The following is a 17,109-nucleotide window of genomic DNA, read 5'->3' as shown; positions in this document are numbered from 1 at the left end:
TACCAAGTCCGCAATTGCCTTCGATTGACACCGTTAAAACTGCCAAGGTTCTCCTGGATAAGGTAAGCAATATCATTTATGCTTCTCGATAAGCATAATACGATAAGACATATTCGATTGCCCTGCGCATGGCCTCATTAATCGGATAAAAATGCTGAGTTAAATCCATGTCGATAGCATGGAGTTGCATATAAAACTGGTTCATAATGGGTATATCACCCCCCGCGGACACAGCCTTTGCCGTACGCTCATAATTATCTTTCTGTTCAGTCTTAATAATCTGACAAGTGACGTATTCTTTTTGATTATACTTATTCGTTCTTGCCGAGTAGCCAAACAAACGGCAGATCAATCCCCGATGAACATATTCTGAACACAAACCGGCACCACTTTGTGTTGGATTCAGGATGAGGCAGATGGAAGAATCTGATTGCTTTAGTTTTTCAAGCCATTCGAAGGCTTGATTTTTTTTATAAAGATCAAAAGCAAATGGGAGGAATTCTAAGGTAGTTGCTTCGATGTCTGGTTTAAAACAACATTTTCCGCAGCCAAATTTACAATGCAAGTCAGTTGTTTGCTGAAATGTTGCTATCTCCTGATCCAGCTTTGCAAAAACTTCTGCGACTGCCTTAACCTTTTCATCTAAACGCATAAACAAAAGTAAAGCTATTCCTTCTTGACTGGTGCTGTACTGATGCCTTCTTTTTTTCTTTGCTCAGCTACGAAATCTGCGCCAAACGATAATTTTTTGTTAAGCGGGGACTTTTCTTCCACCACACGCCAGAAAGGAGCTACACTTTTCAGCGCTTTTCCCGCTGTTAGTTGTTCATGGGCTGCTTCAGCCACAATACGCAAAAAAATGCCTGTAGTAACAGGACAGGTATAATCGGCTCCATATTCTAAGGCCAGGTCTTTACGCATATTTTGCAGACTAACTGCTTTGCCTTTGGGTATAGACCTGACATAGCCATCAATTATCTTGGGTGTAGCAATAAGCATCATGCTTTTCGCGGGCATATCGGCAAAATCTTTATCCAGTCGCTTTATTTGTTCCACTTTACTTTCATCATTCACTTTATCAGTCCAGTTTTTCTCCTTAACTGGCTTCATCATGGTTTTTGCTTTAACCTTTTTCATAATACAGCATTACTAAGCCTGAAGTATAACTTTGCACATGCTTTAAACGAAGATACTTTCTTTCTGAAATATTTTGAAAAAGTGGTTTGCCTGTACCCAACAAAACCGGGTGTACAGCAAGCTGGAATTCGTCCACCCAATCGTTTGCTAAAAATGTTGTTAATAATTCGGCTCCACCAAAAAACCAGATGTTCTTTCCTGGAGATTGCTTCAAGGCATTCAATCTTGTTGATAAATCATCAGCCCATATTTCAACACCATCAAAAGACAAGTCTTTGTTTTTTGAACAAACAATAGTTCTGAACTTTTGAAATGAAGTATCACCTGTTTTTAACAATAACTCATAACTTTTTCTTCCGTAAACTATGGTGTCTATGCTTGTTAAAAATTCGTTCATTCCATAATCCTGGTCGGTAAAACACCAATCATATTCTCCATTTGCTCCTTCAATATAACCATCTAAACTAATAGCCAATTGTACAATAATCTTTCGCATATATTAATCTTCTAATTCAATACACTCAAAACCCGATTCATTCAAAATAAAAATAGCCAACTCCGCAGGCACAGAGGCCGATTTTATTCTTAAAATCCGATCACAATCATCCAACGCAAAATTCCAATTGCCCTTCCCGGCTGTCTGGTTAAGTACAGGAGTAAGTTCTGTTACCGCATGCTGTGATGCAACAGATGTTTTGAATACAAGGACATTGGTGGGTGTCATACAATTTTAATAAAAATTTAAAAAGTACGCTGCCAGCAATCCGGCAGCTATACCAACGAGTAATAATAGATTTCTAAAAATTTGACGTGATGAAAGTTTACTTTCCATTTTCCAAAAGTGTTTTCAGATTATTAAGCACATCTGCCCAACCTTGCGTTGAATTTTCTTCCATGCTGGGTGTTGGAGAGTTTTCCTGTGTTACTTGCAATTTTGTAACCCCAGCATTTAATTGCTGCAACTCAAATCTAATGATGGCATAATTTTCAGGGAGATCTGGTATGCCTGTAAAATTGCTCCAATAATTATATGAAAAGCATTTTTCAGGTTCTAATACTAAAATAGTGCCTTTATCTTCATAAGGTTTTCCCTCCCAGGTGCCTGTGAACCGAATGCTGCTGCCTGTCTTCCAGTCTGAAATGACATGTGTGCCATAGAAATACTTCTTGATAATTTCAGGTTTAACCAGTGCTTCCCAAACCTTATTAATAGGTGCATTTAAATTTATTTCTTTCTTAATCATAAACTGGATTTTAAAATGAACTACTTAGCATTAAAGGAGAGTGAGGTAACAGAGCTAAAGTCAATCATGGCAGACATCTGTTTAACCGCCTCATCCTCTGCCGATTTTGCATAGGCATCCTCAAAGTGCTTTACACTGTGCCAGCGCAAAACATCAATCCAGGTGCTGTCATTTACTTTTCCCAATTCCCGGCTTACAAAACCTTCCTGCTTTTTTAAAAATTCGTTCACACCCTGATTTACTGATCCGAAATTCTCGTCTGTTATGTTGCCATTTAACCGAAAAGTCATGATTTCAACATGTTGAACCTTACCCTGAGGTAAGGTGCAGGAAAAACCTATCCAGAGAAAAATGAGTAGTATGCTTGTCTTCGTTATCATATCCGTTATTTGAATACGAAGTAAAGACTTGCTCCTGCCAACAGTATGGCAAGAGGAAAACCGGTATTAAAAAAATAGTGATTTTTTTTCTGATGCCTGGCCAGATTTCAGGAATCGGCAGGTTGAAGCTCCTTATCCTTGCTGTAATGCAAGAATAAATCTTCCGTGAGGTCTGCCATGATTTGTTTGAGCTCTTCAGGGCTCTCAATGGTTGCTGCACTGCCGTATACTAAAAGCATACGCGCGATATAAATCAGATTATCGATCAAAAACACAGTCTTAATGCGTTCACCCTGGTCCTCTTGAGAAAGGGAACCATAGACTTGTCTTCCTTTCAGGGCAGCTTTATCAAAATAAACGATGGTTTTAATCAGGCCTTCGTGCATTTGCCCCATGGCTTTCATGTACTCTTGTAATGATAAGAGATTTCTGTTTTCAACACCCTTTTCTGTGTTAATCAGGTTGCGTATCCTGTCTGCCCTGAAATCACGGTAGTCATTTCGTAAGCGACACCAGGCAATTAAATGCCACGCGCTGCCATAATAAAAAATGCCAATCGGTTCAACTTCGCGACTTGTCAGTTCCTGCTTGTTATTGGTGTAATCTATGACTAATACTTGTTTTTTTACTACGGCCCTTTGTATCGTAGTTAAAAAATTATCAGGAAAATTTCCTGCCGGTTTTTCCTCATTGCGCGGCCGCTCGAACACCTGAACCAGGTTTTGAAGACTCTCCAAATGATCTTTTTCAGATTCATTTAATACGGCTCTTATCTTGTGCAATGCTGAATCAAAGGATGTTTGAACGGATTTATCCGTTAGTTTCTCAACCAATTTTCCAGCCAGCATCATAGCACTTGCCTCATCTTGCGTAAACATGACCGGAGGTAAATGGTAGCCATCTACTATAAAATAGCCCTTGCCAGCCTCAGAGCCTATGGGTACACCTGCTTCCATCAGTGCCTTTACATCTCTGTAAACTGTTCGCTGACTGATAGCGAATCGGGAAGCCAGTTCTTCAGACTTTACCACCTTTTTGGATTGCAGGTGAATAAGGATGGCGGTTAGTCTGTCGATACGATTCATGCGTTAAATTTAACAGATTGCAGAGACTACTTAAACTCTACATTAATTTTCTTGTTCTTTGTGTAAATATTATTTCATGAAAAGGATTTTTTCGGCACTCTTTATGGCTTTACTCTTTGCATGTACGAGCAAGGATGTAGACGGACCTTTTGATTGTTCATCAATTAGTATCAGTGTAGAAGTTATAACCCTGACCAATGCCAGCGCCTGCAATAGCAATGATGGCAGCATTTCGGTAAGCGCCAGTGGCGGCAAAGCTCCGTATCAATTTAGTATCAATGGCGGTGCTTTTTCAGATATTACCCTGTTCCAGAATCTAGGGGCAGGCTTGTATACAATTGAAGCAAGAGATGCGAATGATTGTTCGGGTATTCTAAATCCTTCTGCACAAATTAACATACCCAGTTCTACATTAATTGCTACCGCAACTTCCATTCAGGATAGTAACTGTATAAATGATAACGGCTCAATAGCGGTCAATGCCAGTGGTGGCACGCCACCGTACACTTATAAAATCGGGAATGGAACATTTACTGAAAGTGCATCCTTTAGCAATTTAGCTTCCGGAAGTTATATGATTGTAGTTCGGGACAATGCAGGATGTTCTTTTTCTCTTAATCAGCAGGTGAACAGAGGAGATAGTGGCATTAGCTGGTCAGGTGAAATTCAGAGTATTATCACCAACAATTGTGCTGTTAGCGGGTGTCACAATGGAACGCAGTCTCCCAACTTGAGTAACCTGGCGGGTGTTCAGACCAATAAGGAAAATATAAAATCAAGAACCGCCAATGGCAGTATGCCACCATCGGGCAGACCGGACTTGACAGATGAGCAGATTAAAAAAATTGCCTGCTGGGTAGATGATGGCGCTAAGAATAACTAATGACAACAATAATATCTTAACGTGGGTACATAAATAATTAGTATTTTCACTTAAAATTATAATAAGAGCCCATCCAACATGCGAACAGACCGGATCAAAATTCTGTTGGTCTTTTCTATTATCCTTACCATACTGTCGGGTATCATCACCTATTTTGCTGCGATGGAAGGCCGCAAAAGGGTTGATCTCCTACTTCACTCTTATGCCGTGCTGCAAAAAAGTGAGGATCTGTTATCCATGATCAGCACTGCAGAGTCGGGTGTACGTGGTTTTATGCTGACACGAGATTCTGCTTTTCTAACTACCTATTATGCAGCACAAAAGCAGGCCGATGGATTAGTTAAAGATCTTAAGGCACTCTGTATCGATCGGCCTGGGCAGTTAAAAATCGTAAACCAGGGCATAGAGCCTTATGTTCACTACAAAATAAAGCAACTTGGTGTGGTCGCTACCTTATCGCATCAATTCGGCATACAAAAAGGGATTGATTATTCATATACAAGAAAGGATTCCCTAACTATTAATAATCTGATTTTTGCACTCGATGACTTTAACAAAAATGAAGAGATCCTATTGGATGAACGATTAACAGCACTTACCCAAACGCTTAACATTCAAACTAAAGTCCGGTACATCAGTTTCTTTCTTATAGGCCTTACCTTGGTATTTGCCTACATCACCATTAGCGAAAAGCATAAAAAAAATAATGAACTGATTGATACACTGAATAAAAGCAACACCTTACTTGAGCAAAAGGTAAAAGAAAGAACTGCTGAGCTTGATAGGAAAAATACAATTGTTAGTGAACTTAATGAAGAGCTTCAAATAAGCGTGGACCAAATTCAGTCTTTTTACGAATCGTTGCAATTAAAAAATCAGAAAACAGAAGATGCTTTAACAGAGGTAAGAGATCTTTACGACAACGCGCCCTGCGGTTATCATTCACTCGACAAAGATGGAAAAATTGTGCGAATGAATAAGACCGAATTAGAGTGGCTGAACTATACTGCTGAGGAAGTATTGAATAAACTTGCCTTTACAGATTTAGTTACACCTGAGTCGGCTATTCTTTTCTCGCGGTTATACCCAGAATTTAAAAGATCGGGCAGTATTAATAATGTAGAGTTTGAACTCAAAAGAAAAGACGGTAGTGTCATACCTATCGTGCTAAGTGCTACGGCTATTTATGATGAAGCTGGTAATTACCTGATGAGCCGCTCCACTGTTTTTGATATCTCGCGCAGAAAAGATCTCGAGCAAAAAATCATTAACGTAAATGATGCTCTCATACAACTGAACGTTGAAAAAGATCACTTCCTGGGTATTGCTGCGCATGATTTAAAGAGTCCGATTAACAGCATACTGGGCTTAATCAACTTATTTAAACGTGAAGAAAATCTCACGGACTCACAAAAAGAGTATCTCGCTATTATAGAACGTTCCTGCATCGGCATGAAAAGTCTGGTGAGCAACCTGCTGGACATTAATAAGATTGAACAGGGAGGAGCCGCTTTGGAGAAAGAGAAAATTGAGATCAGCCATTTAATTAATACACAGCAAGACATTTTTAAGGATGTAGCAAAGCAGAAGGATATTAAATTCATTGTTGAAGATAAAACTCAAAATTTGAGTTTTCTTTCTGATAAGGCTGCTATGAATCGTATCCTGGAAAATTTAATTTCTAACGCTATTAAATTTTCTCCGGCCTCAACACAAGTCAAATTGTTGGTGAGTGCTACACCCACCCATGTTAAGTTTGAAGTAAAAGATCAGGGGCCTGGTATTAGCAAAAATGATTTACCAAAATTATTCGGAAAATTCCAACGTTTATCGGCCAAACCTACCGGAGGAGAAAGTTCATCGGGATTAGGACTTTCTATTGTTAAAGAATTAGTAGAATTGATGAAGGGGGAAATAAGGGTTGATTCTACAGAAAATATAGGTACAACCTTTACTGTTGAAATTGCGCGGTAGTGCTAGCGGTTTGTTTTAACCTCTGCTAAACGGTTGCGCTCATCCTGCAGTTCGCGCGATAATTTCATTTGCTTTTCAAGAGAACGATGTTTGTATTCTTCAAACTCACTACTGAGTATTAACATCCCCTCGGCTTTTTCTTTGAGTGAATGTGATAGGAATTGTGATCGCGTAATGGATAACACCAATAACGTTGCCAAGCCGGCTAATGAAATAAAAAATACGCTAATAAACGTAGCCTTGTGCATCGCTATGCCGGCTACGGTAATATGTTCGCTGTCAAACTCAATTTCAGCTACTGCCTCTTCACGTCTGGCTATTTCTACCTTAAGCTGATCCATGCGCGTGTTAAATGCATTGATTTCAGCTTGCTGTGTTGTAATGGCTTGTCGCTGCTTAGCCAGACTATCTTCTACTGACTGCCAGAATGCATCGAGGGTTACCTGTTTTATTACTTTATAATCTTTAAAAGTCTGCGCTTTATCTCTGATTGTATTAAAACGATTCGTCAGTGTTTCTGCATCCTGAGCGTGAGCGAACAAAGAAAGCAGACAGAAAATGAATAATAAGGTTTTCATGGCATTGGAGATATAGCAAGTGAATGTAAGCCTCTATACCCTGAAATGTGCCCCCAATAAGCCAATGAGTCAAATACATCGATAAACTCAAAGATAGCTCGGTGAACACCCCATATTTCTGAAATATAAAGGTTACTTAAGCTTATATCCTCAGCCTCGGGTCAGCCCCCTTTTAACAGTAAGGTAGTCCAGAAAGTATGTAAGGCGTACTGACAGGCTATTCAGCTGCGGTTGCCTTGATACGTTTTCGAGGTTAGTGAAATAGGTAAGAGAAGTGTTGTTGTTGTCACCCTGAATAGAGTCTTTCCAGACAATATTAACGAAGGAACCAGGTGCTACCTGCCAGAAGTACACCAAATCAACATTGAGTGCGTTAAAATTGGCATCGTGTTGCGGTACGCCATTATTAAGGCCATCGTAAGCAATATTAATAAGATCGCCATTTGCGCCCAGCTCATAAAATTCTTTATACCGAAGTGTGCTCCAATAATGGCGTACACGCAGGCGTACACCCATTTTAGTATTAAACGTATAATTAAAGCCTAATATGTTTATGGTGGTAGCTAATTCACGTTCACCAAACATAATAAATCCCATATCGCTTTGGTTGTTTACATACCCACGGCTATCGCCCAATTCATAATTTACTTCCAAATCGAATGATAATTTATTGTTGGCTCTGTAGCGTATATAGTAACCCCACCAGTTAAAAGACTGATCCCAATATTTGCGATACCAACGGCCTGCATAACCATTACCTGCCAAGGCTTTTCGATTATCACTTTCTACAAACACATTATAATTATAACTTGAAGGTTGGAGGAAATATCTTCCACTTGTTCTGGGCTCAAAATAGTCGTAGCCTGTTACAGGCACAACACCGACATTAAACCCTGCACCCCAGAAATTTTTAAACTGTGTATAATGATTAAAATTTGTTCTGAATGAAGTGAACTCAAAAGGCTTGTATAAACTTTGTTGTGTGATGTTAAGGGTATTGTTCATTAGATTAATAACACCTTTTGGTTTTAAAATACTGTATCGCAAAAAACCAAAGTGTGATACTTCATTGGGTGCCTGTAGGTAGCCAAGATCATTTGGGTTATAGTCATCGCTCTCTACATTCCGCATAAGGCCATATTGCCACTTGCCGCTTACTTTAGCTAATTCTATATAGTATTTGTAACCATTATTGTTCTCATACCCATTTTCAGTTTTCTTAATTACATTAGAGACCGCAGCAAATGCAGAGACCTGATAAGTATTCGTTTTTTCGCGCAACACGGTGTTGATACCTGATGTGTTTGCATCGCGTCCACCGTCAGCTCTTATTACATTGGTATTGGTGAAATTAATATTTGAGTTGTTTTTTAAATTCTGATCGACAACAAAAACATTAAAGTTGGTAAGCGGATCTACCAATGCTTCTCTGGTTTCACCTGTATTCATGTTGCGAATTCTCGCATAACTTTTATTTGTAATGGCATTGAAAAAACCCAAACCCAAGCCCTTCTTGTTTCTTCCCGATATCTTGGTGGCATTAATCAAATTAGCCGCATTCGGAGTAGCGACCAGCTCTTCTGTGGTTTCATCATAATCAGCAGCACCAAACGATTGCCCAATTCTTCTTGAATAAAAAAGGCCACTCTTATTAAATAGATCTGTGCCTTCTGTAAAAAACTGCCGGTTCTCATTAAACTGCACCTCAAAGGGTGAAATGTTATACACTATATTATCTGACTGCACCTGACTAAAATCGGGAATAAGACTCATGTCGAGCGTATAACTTTCATTGATGCCATATTTCAAATCCATTCCACCCGCCATGGTAACCTTACCTTTGCCAGCAAAGCCATCATGGTTGTAGATGGTAGACACATAAGGTGAGAAAGACAAACGAAGGGGTGGTTCAATATTTTCAAGGCCATGCAGAATGCCTTGCTGGTTGACTATACCAGTCACACCATTGTCTACATAATTCCAATAAGATTCTTCCTGCTTCCGCTTAACGTTTCGGTAAAAGTTTAAGCCCCAGGTTTGAACGCTTTGTTTGGGGAAACGCAATGCGAAGTAAGGAATGGCCATCTCAATTGACCAACCCTGTTCATCAATCTTCACTGCACTGTTCCAAACAGCATCCCAGTTTTCATCAAAATCTTCAACAGTTACATAAAAATCGCCCTGCACACCGGCAGCCGAAACAAAAAAGGTAAAAGCATTAATCCCCCCATTGTAGGGATCAACCATAAAAGCAAACCAATCTGCATTGCGATCGAAGTCATCGCGTTTACCAAATTCTTTTTGAATTTTATGCGGTTCAGGATCATATAAGCGAGCCCCTATGTATATAGCTTGGTCTGTGTACAATACCTCTACAGAAGAAAAGAAATCCGAAGGACTTCCGTTATTGGGTGCAAACTGATGGAATTGAATTTTTTCACCCGATTGTTTCCAAACCGGGTCTGAAAGATCGCCATCAATACGGGGCGTATCTTGTACACGTTGCGCCTGAAAGCTTTGTTTTTCCTTTGCAAAGGAAGAACTTGCCACCAGGATTGCAAGCAGGCTTAAGCATGTAAACTTCATTGGGTTGGTTGGGTTTTCACAGATATACTCGCCATCTGAGAGAAAGTTGCCTGCAAAACTCTTAAAATTTGTTAAAAGTTACTGTAGGCATTAAGCTTATGGCAGTGGTTATATGGAATGGTTATTGAAATGTGATAACTCCGATGATACGGCTGTCTTGGCCACTTCGTACTGGAACGCAGAAATGCCAATCCCATATTCAGGTATGTCACCTGATTAAAAAAACAGAAATTTACACATGAAAATAGGCTTACTCTCGGATACACACAGTCATTTAGAAACATCCATTTTTGATCATTTTAAAGATTGTGATGAATTGTGGCATGCAGGCGATATCGGTGAGGAGACATTGTTGCACCAGTTACAGGACTTCAAACCTACCAAAGCTGTTTTTGGGAATATTGATAGTATGAAACTGCAACACAATCTTAAGGAAGACTACTGGTTTACCTGCGAAGGTTTACAAATATGGATGACGCATATTGGCGGGGCTCCACCCAACTACAATCCCAGGATTAAGAAAAAACTCAAGGAGTCAGTACCCGACATTTTTATTTGCGGTCATTCACATATTCTTCGCGTAATGCGCGATCCTGCTTACGCCAATATGCTGTACATCAACCCCGGTGCAGCAGGTAATCATGGCTTTCATCATATAAAAACCATTATGCGTTTTGATATTGAAGCAAAGACAATTAAAAATGTGGAAGTAATCGAATTAGGAAAAAGAGGTGCTTTACCCAAATTATAATTTTACTATTTCCCTTTACTCAGTTGTAGTTCGGCTGCACGAATTCTGTATGACTCCCCTTCATTTCCGGGTAACAATTCACCTAAACGATTGTATATCTCTAATACACTTTCATCGTAGGTCAAAGCTTCTTTGTAAAGTCTGATAGCAGTTTGCATATCTCCCTTCTTATCATACAAATATGCCATTACATGGCAAAGCCATCGGCCTCTGTTTCCCATCGCATAAGCCTTTTCATAATTTGGTAAAGCCTCATCGTGCTTGCCCAATTCATAATAATCATCGCCAAGCAATTGCCATAAATCTCCCTGCTCTTGGAAGTCAGCTTCAAATTCACTGATCTTATCTATGGACTGCTGGTATTGTTGTCGTGCATAATACCACCAGGCAATACTATACTTAGGTTGAAAGGCTTCAGTATCTGCTTGTACTGCTCTTTCATAAAAATAAAGTGCAGAGTCGTAACGCATTTGCATATAATGGGTGTTGCCCAGACCGAGCCAGGCTTCATCCATGTATTCATCGTTATTGCATGCGTACTTGTAATAATAATAAGCTGAATCGTATTGTTGCAAAGCATAAAATTCTTCAGCCTTGTTATAGGCATCGTAGGGCAATAGTTCATCCTGACGCTCTGTGGCGCTCCATATAAAATAAAAGAAAGCTGCGCCTAAAGCGGTAGCGGAAATAACGATTATTATTACGGCCATGCCTTTCAGACTTTCCATTGAAGGGATGGATGTGGGCGTTCCGGGTTGAGCGCTGGGTTTAGGTGTTCTGATGGGTGGGGATGAATATTTTTGTTGTGGTGATTCTGATCGATTATAGTGGCGGCTGTGTTCGTCTGTCGTAGCAAAACGATTGTAGAAGAAGAGGACTAAAAAAAAGCAGGCCGCTCCAAACAGAACATATGCCAGTGTACGGTCAAGCGCCCAGAAGAAGGCCCAGGCTACACCAAAGCCTATTGCTAATATGAGATTAAGGTAATTTCTGGATGATGCTTGCATGAAACTAAGGTACGTTTTTTTCTAAATGAAAAAGCCCGGTCGATTGCTCAACACGGGCTCTTCAGAGGGTCCTTCGCAGGACAAGATTATTAGTCACCGATTACTTCAACTTCTACCCTAACATTTCTTTTCGCATTGGCACTGTGCTTATCGTATAGCGGTTTTTTACCTCCCCAGCCTTTTACTTCAATTCTATCGCCAGCAATGCCATTGTCTATTAAATACTCCCTTATAATTTCAGCTCTTTCATAAGATAAATCCTTTGCAGAACCCACTGTATTGACAGCATCCTTACCCACGGAGAAAAAGTTTTTCTCTTTACCCATTTTTATAATTTTACCATGGTAATGTCCGTTGGTATGGCCGTGCAGGCGAATTTTCATGTACTTGTTTTCATTCATCATTTGCAGCAACTGATTTACTTCGTATCGCGATTCGGGAATCATAATGGCTGCATCATTAAAGAAATATACATGAGACAGTGTTTGTATGTCGCCTTTTACATAACGCACCAAATCGAAAGAAACTACAAAACTTAAACCCATCATATCTACATGCGCTAATGCGGTGTCAGCTTCAGGGTTGCGATAGTTTACTTCCAGTTGCAATTTTCTATAACCAAATACATCGCAGATCAGTGTGACTTTCCCACTTTGATTTTTAGGATCTGGCAAGGTGAGGTATTCATTACCTTTTACAGTTTTAATAAGTTTACCTCTGTCAGTATCAACAACCTGAACATCTCCATCAATAATCCGATTGTTTGATGCATTAAACAGACTCAGAAATATTTCAGAATTACCCAGGTTTATCGGAAAAACCTGAATAATTTTTTCTTCTGGCTCTTCAGCCACTGGAGCCTCTTCTGCGATTGGTTCCTTAATCTCTGCCGGGCCGCCACTGATCACTGCTTGTTGCTTCTCTGAAACAACTTCCATCGCTTCGGAAGGTTTAACTGGTGTTGTTTGTTGCGTTGCCGTTGATACGGCCGATGGACCAGGTTCAGCTACTACAACAGGTCTTGCTTCCTCACCCCTCTGGCCAATAACACCGGGGACTACCCTAACCCAGGCATCTTTAAAATCGCTTTCGCTTCTCAACTTGTACATTGACTGAAGCGAGCTTTTTAAATCGCTATGACTTTGCAGATATACAAAGTACAGCGCACGTGAGGTATTAAAACCGTAGTTAGCTTGAAGACCTTTATTGTTCAATTGTTGAACAAAACGCATCGCGTAATCTTCTTTCGATTTATCAAAAGCGCCAACTACAGTATAGTAACCTGCAGCAAGTTCTTTATTGTTTTGGGCTATAGATGGGGTGCAAATAAGCAGCAGAAAAGCCAGGGCAAGACATTTTCGCATGTAAGGTTTAGGTTATTTTGGACGTAATTTTAACAAAAAATATCCTTAATCAACCATTTTTTATGTTTTTTCTCTAAAATTAAATGTACTATTTCAACTTTTCTGTAAAAAAACCAAGCCCATAACCCACTAATTGTATGAGTGCAGAAGGTATTGCCAAAAGCCCTACTAAGATGCTTTTATACGCAGTTATACCACCCACCATAATTGCTCCAAAATAAAGCGCCACTACAACAGCCCCAAGCTTAAATAAGGGCAGATAGATGAAGGAGGTTAATAACCAGGCTATCATAGCCAGGGTGAACAAAAAAGGTATCCAATGCGTAAGTTTTACCTCTTGCGGATATTGCTTTCCGATTAAGACCCTGCCCTTTCCGAAGTTGAAAACCTGTTTATAAAACTGGCTCAGGTTTGTACGTCTTTTATGGTAAACAAACGCCTCCGGTATTAAACCCACTTGTAAGCCGCTTGCCTTTAGCCGGATGCTCAATTCAATATCTTCGGCATAACGGTCAAAGCGAAAGCCTCCGGTTATTTCAAAAGCCCTACGAGAAAGGCCCATATTAAAACTACGAGGTTGAAATGACCCCAGGTGTTGCTTTCCCCCTCTTATTCCACCTGTGGTTAGGAAAGAGGCCATCGTATAACCCATTGCCTTTTGTAATAAAGTAAAGTCTTGATGTGCCTTGTCAGGGCCGCCATAAGCATCCCATGCATCTTGTTGCAATGCATTTCTTACTATGCTCAGGTAATCAGGTGGTATGATACAATCCGAATCAAATACAATCAAATAATCTCCTTTTGCCTGGGCAAAACCCATATTGCGACTGGGACCTGGCCCTGAATTGGGTTTAAAAATGTATTGAATAGAGAAATAAGCATTGTATAGATCAACCAGATGTCTGCATGTTTTAGTGGAGCCATCTTCAACCAATACCACTTCAAAGTTTTTAAAACTTTGAAGTGTCAGGCTGTGTAACAATTCATCCACCTCTTCGGGGCGGTTATAAACAGGAATGATAATTGAAAAAGCAAGCATACTTAGATTTCGATGGCAAGTTACATAAATCGCGCTTGTTGGTTTGAATCGTGTAATTACTGTTTAAGGTTTCCGCACTATTGCCTACATTCCGAAAATATTACCAAATGAAAAAGATTTATATCCTGTCCGCATCACTCCTTCTCAGCAACCTGCTGTTTGCCCAACAGGCAGATTATTCAAAAGATGTGCAATCTACAGATGCTATCATTACTGCCTTATATGAGGTTATTTCAGGAGAAGCCGGTCAAAGCCGTGACTGGGATCGGTTTAAAAATTTGTTTACGCCTGACGCCCGCCTGATTCCTACTTCTAAAAATAAAGATGCAAAAATCAGCTATGCGAGTATGACGCCTGCCGATTACGTAAAAATGTTTGAGACGCGCGTGGCTACGGGTTTTTATGAGCGTGAATTAAATCGCCTAACGGATGCCTATGGGACAATAGTACATGTTTTTAGCACTTACGAAACCAGAGAAAGCAAAGACGGCCCTGTTACCAACAGAGGTATTAATAGCATACAATTGTTGAAAACACATGATCGTTATTATATCATGAATATTTTCTGGTGTGGTGAGAATACTGGATTCCTGTTGCCTGACCATTACATGAAAGGTCGCATTGAATAAAGATTTATAAAGGCTTTACCTGCTAATTTTTACTTTTGTACATGGCCGAGATAGGAAAAGATATTGCGAAGGCAAAAGCACTCTTAAAGCGAGGAAAGTTAGTGGCCATTCCTACTGAAACTGTGTATGGACTGGCAGCCAACGCCACCAATGCAGATGCCGTGGCACGCATCTTCGAAGCAAAGAACAGACCCTCTTTTGATCCATTGATTGTACACGTGCCCGACTTGCATGCTGTAAAATTATATGCCGATAATTTACCCTTAAAAGCCTTGGCGTTGGCCAGCCATTTCTGGCCAGGACCCGTTACGATCTTGTTTAAAAAGAAAGAGATCATACCAGATATTGTTACTGCAGGGCTTGATACAGTAGGCATACGTTGCCCCAATCATCCGCTTACACGCGAACTATTGGAAACGCTTGATTTTCCGTTAGCGGCACCCAGTGCCAATCCTTTTGGTTACATCAGTCCGACCACACCTGAACATGTAAATGAGCAACTGGGAGATAAAATAGCTTATATCCTTGATGGTGGACCTTGTACAATTGGTATCGAATCAACCATTGTTGGTTTTAACAACGACCAGACTACAGTTTACAGACTGGGTGGCTTAGGTATCGAAGACATTGAAAAAGTAATTGGTACTGTCGGTATCATGCTCCACTCCTCTTCTAACCCTAAAGCCCCTGGGCAACTAAAAAGTCATTACGCGCCAAGCAGGCGTTTAATTATAGGCAACCTTGATCAGGCACTTTCCGGTGAAGTAAATCCAAAGCTAGCAGTACTCTCCTTTCAAAAAGATTATAAAGTACAATATCAGTTTATCCTGTCTCCGACAGGCAATCTTACGGAGGCGGCTAAAAATCTTTTCCTTGGGCTGAGAACCCTGGATAAAATGCCCGTTGATGCTATTCTGACTGATCTCGTGCCAGAGGAAGGTCTTGGGCGTGCTATCAATGATAGGTTGAGAAGAGCAGCCGCTGAACAATAATACCTGACTGAACTATAATTGAGCGAGATAGATTGACAAAGTTTAGCTTGAGCATTGTCAATTGTTAATTGTCAATTGTTAATTCTTCCCTATTTTTATTGTTATGAAAAAAATCCTGATTCTCACCGGTGGTGGCGACTGCCCTGGTCTTAACGCAGTTATTCGTGGTATTGCTAAGCGTGCCCGCAAAGAAAAAGACTGGGAGATTTATGGAAGCATTGAAGCTTTTAACGGTGTACTGAATGAACCTCAGGAAATAATAAAACTAACCAGTCGTAAAACAGCGGGTATCCATATAAAGGGTGGTACTATTTTAAAGACCACTAATAAATCTAATCCCATCAAATTTCCCGTTACCCAGGCTGATGGTAGTATTAAGTTCGAAGATCGATCTGATGAATTGGTAAAAAAACTAAAAGCTTTAAAGTTTGATGCCATTGTGAACATTGGAGGAGATGGATCACAAAAAATTTCCAAAATATTGTATGATAAAGGCGTGCCCATTATTGGTGTGCCTAAAACAATTGACAACGACTTATCAGCAACCGATGTAACTTTTGGCTTTCAAACAGCAGTACAAATTGCTACCGACAGTTTTGATCGTCTGGTCACTACCGCAGAAAGTCATCACCGCTGTATGATTATGGAAGTAATGGGAAGAGATGCCGGTTGGATTGCCCTGCACACAGCCATTGCGGGTGGTGCAGAAATTTGTCTGATCCCTGAAATCCCATACGACATACAAAAGCTCGCCAAACGCGTATCCATGCGTTATAAAAATGGCAAAGGCTTTTGTAATATTGTTATTGCAGAAGGTGCCAAACCTAAAGATGGAACCATTGTCGCGCAGAAAGGAGATAAAGGTTCTGAGCATGTCAGGCTGGGCGGTGTGGCCTACCAACTCTCGCAGCAGTTAAAGGATGCGGGGTGCAAAGCCGAAATACGCGAAACAGTTTTAGGTCACACACAACGCGGTGGTACACCTGTAGCTTACGATCGGGTATTGGCCACTTTATATGGTGTTAAAGCTTTTGAATTGGCATTGGAGAAAAAATTTGGTCAGATGGTAGCGTTCAAAAATAATGAGATTGTTTCTGTTTCACTGGAGGAAGCAACCCAAAGCTATAACGTAGTAAGTAAGAATAACTATTTGGTAAAAGCAGCAAAAGGTCTGGGTATTTCCTTTGGTGACTAAGCAGAAGTGTCTACACAAACGTTAGCATCGCATTTAAACTTGTAAGTAACAATTCAATTTCGTTTAGTAAAGCCTCCTTATTCCCTAATTTTTAATCCTCATCGCAGGAAAGAATGAATTTGGAAACCTGACTTAACACAATTCAATCAACAATTAACTGATAAATACCTGATCTTCGTCACGTATAAAACCCAGCGCTTTACTACATTAGCAGCCTCAAATTTATGTCATGAAATAGCCAGGCTCTCCATTCTCACAAAAGAAT

The 17,109-nt window shown here is 40.1% G+C and carries 18 protein-coding genes; 6 read left to right on the top strand and 12 right to left on the bottom strand.

The features are described 5' to 3' along the window. Nucleotides 1-76: 76 nt before the first annotated feature. The 7 genes from ACO1XM_RS01460 to ACO1XM_RS01430 all read right to left on the bottom strand — a co-directional run bounded on the left by ACO1XM_RS01460 (nucleotide 77) and on the right by ACO1XM_RS01430 (nucleotide 3,846). Nucleotides 77-652 carry a YkgJ family cysteine cluster protein gene (locus ACO1XM_RS01460; RefSeq protein WP_486225330.1) on the bottom strand — a complete coding sequence of 192 codons (576 nt, stop codon included), beginning with the start codon at nucleotides 650-652 and terminating at the stop codon, nucleotides 77-79. 14 nt (nucleotides 653-666) lie between these two features. Beyond that, on the bottom strand, nucleotides 667-1,137 hold the full coding sequence (locus tag ACO1XM_RS01455) for a hypothetical protein (protein WP_486225329.1): 471 nt from the start codon (nucleotides 1,135-1,137) through the stop codon (nucleotides 667-669). Continuing rightward, nucleotides 1,124-1,633 (bottom strand): dihydrofolate reductase family protein, encoded by a 510-nt coding sequence (locus tag ACO1XM_RS01450; RefSeq protein ID WP_486225328.1) that lies wholly within the window; start codon nucleotides 1,631-1,633, stop codon nucleotides 1,124-1,126. The genes ACO1XM_RS01455 and ACO1XM_RS01450 overlap by 14 nt, the downstream gene beginning before the upstream one ends. Nucleotides 1,634-1,636: 3 nt before the next feature. Next, nucleotides 1,637-1,861 carry a hypothetical protein gene (locus ACO1XM_RS01445; protein WP_486225327.1) on the bottom strand — a complete coding sequence of 75 codons (225 nt, stop codon included), beginning with the start codon at nucleotides 1,859-1,861 and terminating at the stop codon, nucleotides 1,637-1,639. A gap of 97 nt (nucleotides 1,862-1,958) precedes the next feature. Beyond that, complete coding sequence (locus tag ACO1XM_RS01440; protein ID WP_486225326.1) at nucleotides 1,959-2,381, bottom strand: SRPBCC domain-containing protein; 423 nt, start codon at nucleotides 2,379-2,381, stop codon at nucleotides 1,959-1,961. A 20-nt stretch (nucleotides 2,382-2,401) separates the two neighbouring features. Further along, a complete protein-coding gene (locus ACO1XM_RS01435; RefSeq protein WP_486225325.1) occupies nucleotides 2,402-2,761 on the bottom strand; it encodes a hypothetical protein in 360 nt (119 codons plus the stop codon). A gap of 107 nt (nucleotides 2,762-2,868) precedes the next feature. Continuing rightward, a complete protein-coding gene (locus ACO1XM_RS01430; protein WP_486225324.1) occupies nucleotides 2,869-3,846 on the bottom strand; it encodes a helix-turn-helix transcriptional regulator in 978 nt (325 codons plus the stop codon). Nucleotides 3,847-3,922: 76 nt separating this feature from the next. On the opposite strand from ACO1XM_RS01430, the gene ACO1XM_RS01425 reads away from it, so the two are divergent. Continuing rightward, on the top strand, nucleotides 3,923-4,729 hold the full coding sequence (locus ACO1XM_RS01425) for a c-type cytochrome (protein ID WP_486225323.1): 807 nt from the start codon (nucleotides 3,923-3,925) through the stop codon (nucleotides 4,727-4,729). Nucleotides 4,730-4,807: 78 nt separating this feature from the next. Next, nucleotides 4,808-6,703: an ATP-binding protein gene (locus ACO1XM_RS01420; protein ID WP_486225322.1), complete on the top strand. Its 1,896-nt coding sequence runs from the start codon at nucleotides 4,808-4,810 to the stop codon at nucleotides 6,701-6,703. Nucleotides 6,704-6,705: 2 nt separating this feature from the next. On the opposite strand, the gene ACO1XM_RS01415 is transcribed toward ACO1XM_RS01420, so the two are convergent. Together ACO1XM_RS01415 and ACO1XM_RS01410 are read right to left on the bottom strand one after the other, a co-directional pair. Further along, the gene (locus ACO1XM_RS01415) at nucleotides 6,706-7,281 is read right to left on the bottom strand and encodes a hypothetical protein (RefSeq protein WP_486225321.1); all 576 of its coding nucleotides are present in this window, start codon (nucleotides 7,279-7,281) and stop codon (nucleotides 6,706-6,708) included. 150 nt (nucleotides 7,282-7,431) lie between these two features. Continuing rightward, nucleotides 7,432-9,867 (bottom strand): DUF5916 domain-containing protein, encoded by a 2,436-nt coding sequence (locus ACO1XM_RS01410; protein ID WP_486225320.1) that lies wholly within the window; start codon nucleotides 9,865-9,867, stop codon nucleotides 7,432-7,434. A 238-nt stretch (nucleotides 9,868-10,105) separates the two neighbouring features. Between ACO1XM_RS01410 and ACO1XM_RS01405 the strand changes: the two genes are divergently transcribed. Further along, nucleotides 10,106-10,618: a metallophosphoesterase family protein gene (locus ACO1XM_RS01405; RefSeq protein WP_486225319.1), complete on the top strand. Its 513-nt coding sequence runs from the start codon at nucleotides 10,106-10,108 to the stop codon at nucleotides 10,616-10,618. A gap of 5 nt (nucleotides 10,619-10,623) precedes the next feature. Here ACO1XM_RS01405 and ACO1XM_RS01400 read toward each other — a convergent pair whose 3' ends face one another. From ACO1XM_RS01400 to ACO1XM_RS01390, 3 genes are all read right to left on the bottom strand, one after another. Next, nucleotides 10,624-11,625: a tetratricopeptide repeat protein gene (locus ACO1XM_RS01400; RefSeq protein ID WP_486225318.1), complete on the bottom strand. Its 1,002-nt coding sequence runs from the start codon at nucleotides 11,623-11,625 to the stop codon at nucleotides 10,624-10,626. Nucleotides 11,626-11,714: 89 nt separating this feature from the next. Next, entirely contained in the window at nucleotides 11,715-12,989 is a 1,275-nt protein-coding gene (locus tag ACO1XM_RS01395) for an OmpA family protein (protein WP_486225317.1), read from the bottom strand. 88 nt (nucleotides 12,990-13,077) lie between these two features. After that, the gene (locus ACO1XM_RS01390; protein WP_486225316.1) at nucleotides 13,078-14,028 is read right to left on the bottom strand and encodes a glycosyltransferase family 2 protein; all 951 of its coding nucleotides are present in this window, start codon (nucleotides 14,026-14,028) and stop codon (nucleotides 13,078-13,080) included. Nucleotides 14,029-14,135: 107 nt separating this feature from the next. On the opposite strand from ACO1XM_RS01390, the gene ACO1XM_RS01385 reads away from it, so the two are divergent. The 3 genes from ACO1XM_RS01385 (at nucleotide 14,136) to ACO1XM_RS01375 (ending at nucleotide 16,844) form a co-directional block, all read left to right on the top strand. Beyond that, nucleotides 14,136-14,657, top strand: a complete 522-nt coding sequence (locus ACO1XM_RS01385; RefSeq protein ID WP_486225315.1) for a hypothetical protein — start codon at nucleotides 14,136-14,138, stop codon at nucleotides 14,655-14,657. Between the two features lie 41 nt (nucleotides 14,658-14,698). Next, complete coding sequence (locus ACO1XM_RS01380) at nucleotides 14,699-15,649, top strand: L-threonylcarbamoyladenylate synthase (RefSeq protein ID WP_486225314.1); 951 nt, start codon at nucleotides 14,699-14,701, stop codon at nucleotides 15,647-15,649. A 103-nt stretch (nucleotides 15,650-15,752) separates the two neighbouring features. Further along, on the top strand, nucleotides 15,753-16,844 hold the full coding sequence (locus ACO1XM_RS01375; protein ID WP_486225313.1) for a 6-phosphofructokinase: 1,092 nt from the start codon (nucleotides 15,753-15,755) through the stop codon (nucleotides 16,842-16,844). Nucleotides 16,845-17,109: the final 265 nt, after the last annotated feature.

This window comes from Chryseotalea sp. (genome assembly GCF_057350905.1).
The sequence above is the reverse complement of the archived record's forward strand: the minus strand, read 5'-3'. Positions and strand labels throughout refer to the sequence as shown.